Raw genomic sequence first — 1,163 nt, forward strand, 5'->3', positions numbered from 1 at the left:
GACTCGTTGTTCGCGAAGGAAATCTCACAGGAATTGCCCAAGGCCCAGGCTCGACGCGATCTTCCGCGTTGCCAGGCCAGAGGTCTTCAGCCCGAAGGCTTCGGCGATCTTCCGCATAGGCACCACCGAACAAATTCAGTCGGCTACACATCGCAGATTTCTGACAGGTCCCGCTCCCGACAGCGGCAACGAACGTAGGAACGGAGTTGTTCGGACTCTGGGCCTCAGCGCCGGGCTCAATGATAGCTTTGGTGATGTAGGCCTGATCGCACCGAAGACTATGCAGCACGCGATTAGGAATGCTGCGTTGGCAATAGCCAAAACCACACATGGCCCAGACGGCCTGCTCCCCGTTTGTCGAAGAAGTTTGCAGCGAAGGCGCTGCACGAAATCAAAACTTCTGGCATGGGCTGCTCGTAGGCTACCGCTTTGGCCTCTGGTCCGAGCGACGGCTTTGCGAAGAGGTTCATTTGAACCTTGCATACCGCTCGTTTCTTTAGGTGGGCATGTTTCGTCAACTCCATTTCTTGGGCCTTCTCTGGATCCCGCCAGCCAATAGACGGCTGCGCGGAAAGGCCCGGCTTTCTTTGCCTGTTCTGACAACTATCTGATCGACACGGATCATGGGATCATCGTGGATGTCGATGCTTGGCGGTTGATCCGGCAGGCAGAAGTGGGCGCAATATCAAGATGATCGACCGGACGTCAGAGCGGTTCGGCCTGAAGCCAGATTGGGTGGCAGCGGACTCGGCATACGGGTATTCTGAGAACCTTGTCTGGCTGGCGCTCAAGCGCAAAATACTGCCTTTCATCCCTGTCTTTGACCACTCAAAGCGAACGGATGGAACCCGGTTGCGCACACCGGGCTCATCCGGTCTGGCATTCCGATAACATCCGGTCAGTGATTCCGGTTTGATCCGGCCACGGATTCCGGGGCATCCGGTCACCCCGGACCCGGGCTGAGAGACGCCGCTGGGCGATCGTGCGGCGGGGTAGCCTTGTCTTCCGGCAGGAAGAGTTAAGAGCCCCAGAATGAACGATTGCCTATGCGGAAGATCGCCGAAGCCCTCGGGCTGAAGACCTCTGGCCTGGCAACGCGGAAGATCGCGTCGAGCCTGGGCCTTGGGCAATTCCTGTGAGATTTCCTTCGCGAACAACGAGTC

The 1,163-nt window shown here is 57.9% G+C and carries 1 pseudogene; it reads left to right on the forward strand.

Annotated features, from left to right (window positions below):
• Positions 1-541 precede the first annotated feature (541 nt).
• Positions 542-861: pseudogene (locus tag BMX99_RS19955) on the forward strand (IS5/IS1182 family transposase); the annotation flags it as partial.
• Positions 862-1,163: the final 302 nt, after the last annotated feature.

The sequence above is a fragment of the Pseudooceanicola nitratireducens genome, from assembly GCF_900109195.1.
Lineage (GTDB): Bacteria > Pseudomonadota > Alphaproteobacteria > Rhodobacterales > Rhodobacteraceae > Pseudooceanicola > Pseudooceanicola nitratireducens.